This is a genomic window from Aeromonas sp. PS2Canimalfood6 (assembly GCF_048276795.1).
GTDB classification, from domain to species: Bacteria; Pseudomonadota; Gammaproteobacteria; order Enterobacterales; family Aeromonadaceae; genus Aeromonas; species Aeromonas caviae.
The window spans coordinates 1-7,107 of record NZ_JBLUXC010000097.1; the positions used below are offsets into that span (position 1 = coordinate 1).

A 7,107-nucleotide genomic window follows, 5' to 3' on the forward strand; every position below is an offset into this window, starting at 1 on the left:
AATACTGCTTCCGGTTTAATCATCGTTTTGACCTCAAGAGCATGTTGGTTGAATTGGGGCATGCAGTCGTGGCAAGCCCTCCGATGCCATATCGGCTCTTGAAGCTGGCTGAGGGTCATGGATAATCAGGTTCGCATTTAAGATGGACAAGCTTGTTGCTGCCTGTCTGCTCGCCACCCCCGTCACCGCCAAGGAGTGGAAGACGGTACGCTTTGGCGTGGAGGGGGCCTATCCACCCTTCTCATGGACCGATGCGTCCGGAGAGATCAAGGGATTTGACATCGATCTTGCCAACGCCCTGTGCCAGCAGATGGCCGTCAGGTGCGAACTGGTGGCCCAGGATTGGGACGGCATGATCCCGGCCCTGCTGTCGCGCAAGTACGACGCCATCATCGCTGCCATGTCGATCACCGACGAGCGGCGCAAGAAGGTCGACTTCACCGAGAAATATGCCCACATTCCCAACCGCTTCGTGGCGGCCAGGGGCACCGAACTGACGCTGACGCCGGAAGGGATGGCGGGCAAGCGCATCGGCGTGCAGCGGGCCACCACCCACGACAAGTACCTGACCGACAACTTCGGCTCCAGCGTCACCATAGTGCGTTACGGCAGTGCCGATGAAGCCTACCTCGACCTGAAGGCGGGACGGGTGCTGGCCCTGCTGGCCGACGCCTCGGCCATCGAACAGGGGTTGCTTGGCAAGGAAGGGGGCGACAAGTACGACTATGTGGGGCCGGCCCTGACCGACCGTCAATGGTTTGGCGACGGCATGGGGATCGCGGTGCGCAAGGGGGATCAGGATCTCAGAGCCAGGCTGAACGACGCCATCAAGGCCCTGCGCGCCAACGGCAAGTATCAGGAGATCAACCGGAAGTACTTCAAGTACGATATCTATGGCGGTTGATGGGTAACAGTCGGAGGGAGCCTGCTCCCTCCTTTTTCATGCAGCAAGGAGAGACCCCATGTTGACCCTGATCGAGGGTGCGCAGATCCATAGTCCGGCCCCGCTCGGCCAGCAGGATCTGCTGGTGGCGGATGGCCGCATCGCCTGGATGGGCAAGGGGCTGACGGTTCCGGTCGACTGGCCACTGACGCGGGTGGACGCTGGCGGCCGCTATCTGGTGCCCGGACTGGTTGACCCGCTCGCCCATATCACGGGAGGCGGCGGCGAGGGAGGCTTCGGCTTTCGCACGCCGGAGCTCTCGGCAAGGGAGGCCCTTGCGGCGGGGGTCACCACGCTCGTGGCGGCGCTCGGCACCGACAGCCTGACCCGCAGCCCGGCCCAGGTGCTGGGGAAGGTGCGCGAGTTTCGAGAAGCCGGGGTGAGCGCCTTCATGTACACCGGCTCCTACCACCTGCCGGTCAAGACCCTCACCGGCACGGTGGAGTCGGACATCATGCTGATCCCCGAGGTGCTGGGGGTGGGGGAGGTGGCCATCAGCGATCACAGATCCAGCGCCCCCACCCACGACGAGCTGGCGCGCCTGGCGAGCGAGGCGCGGGTGGCCGGGCTGTTGTCGGGCAAAAGTGGCGTCAGCTTCTTTCACCTGGGGGATGGCCGCGGGGCGCTGGCGCCCCTGCGGGCGTTGCGGGATGACACCGACATACCGCTTCGCCAGCTCTACCCCACCCACTGCAACCGCAATACCTGGCTCTTTGCCGAGGCCATCGAGTGGGGTCGGGCAGGCGGCTGGGTCGACCTCACCACGTCGAGCTTCCCGGACTTGCTGGATGACGGGGAGCGGCTCGCGGCCGACGCCCTGGTGGCGTTGCTGGCGGCCGGCGTGCCCGTGGATCGCATCAGCTTCAGTTCGGACGCCAACGCCAGTCTGCCGCGCTTTGACGGCGAGGGGCGACTCATCGAGCTGCGCTGCGGCCAGATAGGGAGCCTGTGGCAGGAAGTGGTGGCGGCCTGCGGCAAGGGGGTGGCGCTGGAGACGGCACTGGCGGTAGTGACGGCCAATCCGGCCAGGGCGCTGGGGCTTGCGAGCAAGGGTACTCTGGGGGTAGGGCAGGATGCGGATCTGCTGCTGATCGATCCTGATACGTTCGCCATCGAGCGGGTGATGAGTGGGGGTCGGTGGCGCACCTGAATACCGGCGCCTGTCATCCAGCCCGCTCAGTTCATCAACAAAAAGCCCGGCAGCAGTGCCGGGCTTTGTCGTGCCATGGGGCTCAGATAGCCAGGAACCCCAGGATCAGAATGGGGCCGAGCAGGCTCAGGATAAAGCCGGAGACGATGGCCACCGGCACCACCTGGATGCCGCCGGATTTCTGGATGACAGGCAGGGTGAAGTCCAGCGCCGTGGCGCCGCCGTAGCCGATGGCGGCGCTGGGGTGGCGGCGCATCAGCACCGGGATGATGAGGATGGCGATAAGCTCGCGCCCCAGATCGTTGATGAAGGCGGCGGAGCCCAGCACCGGGCCCAGCTTGTCCGCTACCAGGATGCCGGAGAGCGAATACCAGCCAAAACTGGAGCTCATCGCGAGGCCATGGGCAAAGGGCATGCCGAGCAGCTGTGAGGCCAGCAGGCTGCCGAGCCAGCTGCTGACGATCACGGTGGCGGCGATCTTCATGCCCCAGGGGTTGAGCAGGATCTGGCGCAGGCGCATGCCGGAGTTGCGCATCTGGATGCCGATGAGCAAGAGCAGCAGCATAAGGGCCCACTCGCTCCACTTGTCGATGGGCAGGGCGCGCAAGTCCACCAGCAGCCCCAGCAGCACGCCGCCGAGCACCACGAAGCAGAGCTGGAGAGACTCCCACAAGAGGTGCAGCTTGCTCGGCATCTTGCCGTCGCTCGCCTCATGGGTGGGCGGACTACGCCTGTCCAGCCACCAGAGCGCCAGCAGGTTGCAGGCGGTGATGGCGGCCAGCATCACCCCGGCCACCTTGAAGATCACCGCCAGGTTGCTGCCGAGGTTCTCCACGTAGGCGAGCCCCAGCCCCATCAGGAACAGGATGAGATAGACCATCTTGCCCAGGGACTGGTTGACCAGCTTGATGAGCCGCTGACTGGAGAGGGGAACAAGATAGCCGATGGCCAGGGGTAACAGGATCAGCAACACATTCAGCAACATTGGGGCCTCGGTCACAAAACTGGGAAAAACGGCACCTTATCACGACTTGTTGCATCTGTGTCACATATCCGTGTATTTGAATGCCCCAGACGGGGCTTTTTTATCACATTGTTATGTTTTTTCGATGACTGACGAAATGGACTGGCTGCGTGAAACGGGGGATCATCACCAGTAAAATCAATTCCATCCTCATATAATTGTGCGATGGCTTCACCAGAGGAGGATGAATAAAGTCGTTTTGGGTGACATCTGGTGTGGATAGTGGAATATTCTTGCCAGTAGGGCGTTGCAGGTATAAAAGTGCGGTATCCGAGAACCGACTGAAAATGGATTTTATGCAGACAAAGTGCTGAAAAATACCGATGAGGCCAATAAAAATACAGATAAAACACCAAATACCTCGGTTCTGTATTGTTTTTTCACTACCTCAATGATATTTTCGCTGAAGGTTACCATCGGTTAACGTTTTGTTAAATGGACGATGGTGGAGTCACGCCGAAGCGGCGTCTAGGGACAGACAAGGTTGTAATGGATGAGCGACGTTGCCGCACTGGAAGTTCGTGATCTGCACAAGTATTTTGGCACCCACGAAGTGCTCAAGGGCATCGATATGACGGCCCACAAGGGGGATGTGATCTCCCTCATCGGCTCCTCGGGTTCGGGGAAGTCGACCTTTCTACGCTGTATCAATCTGCTTGAAACCCCCTCATCGGGCAGCGTCTCCCTCCACGGGGAGCTGATCCGGATGAAAACCAGCCGTTCCGGCGAACGCCTGCCGGAGGACATGCGCCAAGTGGAGCGTATCCGCAGCCGACTGGCCATGGTGTTTCAAAGCTTCAATCTCTGGTCCCACATGACCATCATGCAGAACATCATCGAAGTGCCCATCCAGGTACTCAAGGTGCCCCGTGCCGAGGCCATCGCCAAGGCGGAGCACCTGCTCAACCGGGTGGGGCTGTGGGAGCGTCGCGACTATTATCCAGGTCACCTCTCCGGCGGTCAGCAGCAGCGGGCCGCCATCGCCCGGGCGCTGGCGGTGGAGCCCGAGGTGATGCTGTTTGACGAGCCTACTTCGGCCCTCGACCCTGAACTGGTGGGGGAGGTCCTTGGCCTGATGCGCGAGCTGGCGGAAGAGGGGCGTACCATGATGGTGGTGACCCACGAGATGTCCTTCGCCCGCGACGTGTCGAACAAGGTGATGTTCCTGCACCAGGGGCGCGTGGAGGAGGAGGGCAATCCCAAGGAGATCTTCGCCCATCCCAAGTCGGAGCGATTCAAGCAATTCATCTCGTCCATCTATTGATGGACGGGATTCAATTTAAACCATCCGTACTTTCAACGATCGACGTGTTTATCAAGGAGAGATACATGAACAAGCTGATGCTGGCGACTGCCGTGATGACGGCCCTGTGTTCCGGTAGCCTGATGGCCAAGGAGTGGAAAGAGGTCCGGATCGGGGTGGAAGGGGCCTATCCCCCCTTCTCCTGGACCGAGCCGAGCGGCGAGGTGAAAGGCTTCGACATCGACATCGCCAACGCCCTGTGCGAAGAGATGAAGGTGAAGTGCACCCTGGTCAAGCAGGACTGGGACGGCATCATTCCGGCGCTGCTGTCGCGCAAGTATGACGCCATCATCGCCACCATGGACATCACCGAAGAGCGCAAGAAGAAGGTGGACTTCACCCAGAAGTACCAGCACATTCCGGCCCGCTTCGCCGCCAAGAAAGGCACTGACGTGCAGCTCGACAAGGCCTTCATGGATGGCAAGACCATTGCCGTGCAGCGCGCCACCTCCATGGACACCTACATCACCGACAACTTCCCCAACGCCACCATCAAGCGCTACGGCACCGCAGACGAAGCCTATCTCGATCTGAAATCCGGCCGGGTTGACTACGTGATGGCCGACTCCGCCGCCATCAGCGATGGCCTGTTGAAGAAAGAGGGTGGCGATGCCTACGAGTTCGTCGGCCCGAAACTGACCGATCCCAAGTGGTTTGGCGAGGGTGCCGGCATCGCGGTACGCAAGGCCGACAAGGATCTGAAAGAGAAATTCAATGCCGCCATCCTGGCCCTGCGCGCCAACGGCAAGTACAAGGAAATCAACGACAAGTACTTTGATTTCGACGTGTACGGCGAGTAACCCCCAGGCGCGCTACCCCGGGTAGCCGCCGAAGGGATTGCGGCGAATCATCACGACAGGTCGACCCTCGTCTGTAGTCACCGGGCCCGTTGTCTCTCGCAAGGGAGCGATGGGCCCGCTTAGTTGCAATGGAGCTGCATGTGTTTGGTTTGAAAGGATATTGGGACGGGCGATCCCGCTCAATGCGTTGCAATGGAGCCGCATATGTTTGATTTGAAAGGATACGAAACCTCCCTGCTGGAGGGGGCCTGGGTCACCCTGGAGGTGGCATTGGCTTCTCTGCTGCTGGCGCTGCTGCTGGGCATGCTGGGAGCGCTGGCCAAGCTTTCCCCCTACAAGTGGGCGCGCGGCATCGCGACCGCCTATACCACCGTCATTCGCGGCATCCCGGATCTGGTGCTGATGATGCTGCTGTTCTTCGGCGGCCAGGTGCTGATCAACGGGATCTGCAGCTGGGTCAACGAGGCCTACAACAACTACCTGCTGGAGAGCAACCCGAGCCAGGAGTGGGTCTCCCTGCTGCCGGATTACATCGACATCAGCCCGTTTGCGGCCGGGGTCGCCACCATCGGCTTCATCTTCGGTGCCTACATGACCGAGACCTTCCGCGGCGCCATCCTGGCGGTGGACAAGGGGGAGCTCGAGGCGGCGCGCGCCTTTGGCATGCGGGCGACCCAGGTGTTTGTGCGGATCCTCTTCCCCCAGATGATGCGCCACGCCCTGCCGGGGTTTGGCAACAACTGGCTGGTACTGCTGAAAACCACGGCTCTGGTTTCCATCATCGGGCTCGATGACATGGTGCGTAAGGCGTCGCTGGCCGCGGGCTCGACCCAGCAGCCCTTCACCTTCTACATGGCGGTGGCGCTGATCTTCCTGATCTTCACCGCAGTCTCCACCTCGGCGCTCAAGTGGGCCGAGCGTCACTACGCCATCAAGACGAGGTAAGCCATGTCGTATTCAATGCAGTCGTTCGTTTACTGTGATCGTCGCGGTGTCAGTGACGAGCGTATCTACATCACGATCAAGATGAGGTAAGCCATGGATTTCTCGATCATTCTCACGGAGTGGCCCACCTACTGGGAGGGTTTCTACACTACCATCTGGCTGGTGTCGGTGTCCCTCATGCTCGGCCTCATGCTGGCGGTGCCCATGGGCATTTTGCGCAACAGCCGCAACTGGCTGATCAAGGGGCCGATCTGGGCCTACATCTACTTCTTCCGCGGCACCCCGCTGCTGGTGCAGCTGTTCATCATCTACTACGGCGCCGCCCAGTGGGAGTGGCTGAAAAACGGCCCCGCCTGGGCGCTCTTCTCCGAGGCCTGGTTCTGCGCCCTGCTGGCGTTTACCCTCAACACTGGTGCCTACACCGCCGAGATAGTGCGCGGCGCCGTGCTGAACATACCAAAGGGACAGATCGAGGCGGCCAATGCGTTTGGCATGAGCCGCTGGCAGACCCTCACCCGCATCATCCTGCCAAACTCGTTTCGCCGTGCGCTGCCCGCCTACAGCAACGAGGTGATCTTCATGCTGCAGGGCTCGGCGGTGGCGGGCATCATCACCATCGTCGACCTGACCGGTGCGGCGCGGATCATCAACTCCCGCTACTACAGCCCGTTTGAGGCGTTCCTGACAGCCGGCCTGCTCTACATGCTGCTTACCTTCGCCATCGTCTGGCTGTTCAAGAAGTGGGAGGCCCGCTGGCACGCGCACCTGCGTCCCCGCAGCGTCTGACCTGATACAAAAACCAGAGACAAAAAAGCCCGCAGTTGCGGCAATGCTGTTCACTTAAGCGGAGCCGCATTGCGATTTACCGGAAAACGGGTCTTTGATATCTTCACCGCCCTGGGTCTCGATGGCCTGGGGCGTTTTTCTATGAACATGACGCCT

At 60.9% G+C, this 7,107-nt stretch carries 7 protein-coding genes and 1 pseudogene; 7 read left to right on the forward strand and 1 reads right to left on the reverse strand.

Annotated features, from left to right (window positions below; genetic code table 11):
- From ACNPAA_RS20335 to iadA, 3 genes and pseudogenes are all read left to right on the forward strand, one after another.
- A pseudogene (locus ACNPAA_RS20335) lies at window positions 1-125 on the forward strand (IS1595 family transposase); the annotation flags it as partial.
- A 17-nt stretch (window positions 126-142) separates the two neighbouring features.
- The gene (locus ACNPAA_RS20340; RefSeq protein WP_323938829.1) at window positions 143-904 is read left to right on the forward strand and encodes an ABC transporter substrate-binding protein; all 762 of its coding nucleotides are present in this window, start codon (window positions 143-145) and stop codon (window positions 902-904) included.
- 58 nt (window positions 905-962) lie between these two features.
- Window positions 963-2,093, forward strand: a complete 1,131-nt coding sequence (iadA, locus tag ACNPAA_RS20345; protein WP_210599946.1) for a beta-aspartyl-peptidase — start codon at window positions 963-965, stop codon at window positions 2,091-2,093.
- Between the two features lie 82 nt (window positions 2,094-2,175).
- On the opposite strand, the gene ACNPAA_RS20350 is transcribed toward iadA, so the two are convergent.
- Entirely contained in the window at window positions 2,176-3,078 is a 903-nt protein-coding gene (locus ACNPAA_RS20350; protein WP_417891972.1) for a lysine exporter LysO family protein, read from the reverse strand.
- Between the two features lie 532 nt (window positions 3,079-3,610).
- On the opposite strand from ACNPAA_RS20350, the gene ACNPAA_RS20355 reads away from it, so the two are divergent.
- The 4 genes from ACNPAA_RS20355 (at window position 3,611) to ACNPAA_RS20370 (ending at window position 6,951) form a co-directional block, all read left to right on the forward strand.
- Complete coding sequence (locus ACNPAA_RS20355; RefSeq protein WP_010674267.1) at window positions 3,611-4,381, forward strand: ABC transporter ATP-binding protein; 771 nt, start codon at window positions 3,611-3,613, stop codon at window positions 4,379-4,381.
- Window positions 4,382-4,446: 65 nt separating this feature from the next.
- The gene (locus tag ACNPAA_RS20360) at window positions 4,447-5,220 is read left to right on the forward strand and encodes an ABC transporter substrate-binding protein (RefSeq protein ID WP_041206090.1); all 774 of its coding nucleotides are present in this window, start codon (window positions 4,447-4,449) and stop codon (window positions 5,218-5,220) included.
- 204 nt (window positions 5,221-5,424) lie between these two features.
- Window positions 5,425-6,165, forward strand: a complete 741-nt coding sequence (locus tag ACNPAA_RS20365) for an ABC transporter permease (protein WP_005332892.1) — start codon at window positions 5,425-5,427, stop codon at window positions 6,163-6,165.
- A gap of 93 nt (window positions 6,166-6,258) precedes the next feature.
- Window positions 6,259-6,951 carry an ABC transporter permease gene (locus ACNPAA_RS20370; protein ID WP_161470765.1) on the forward strand — a complete coding sequence of 231 codons (693 nt, stop codon included), beginning with the start codon at window positions 6,259-6,261 and terminating at the stop codon, window positions 6,949-6,951.
- The last annotated feature ends 156 nt before the right edge of the window (window positions 6,952-7,107 follow it).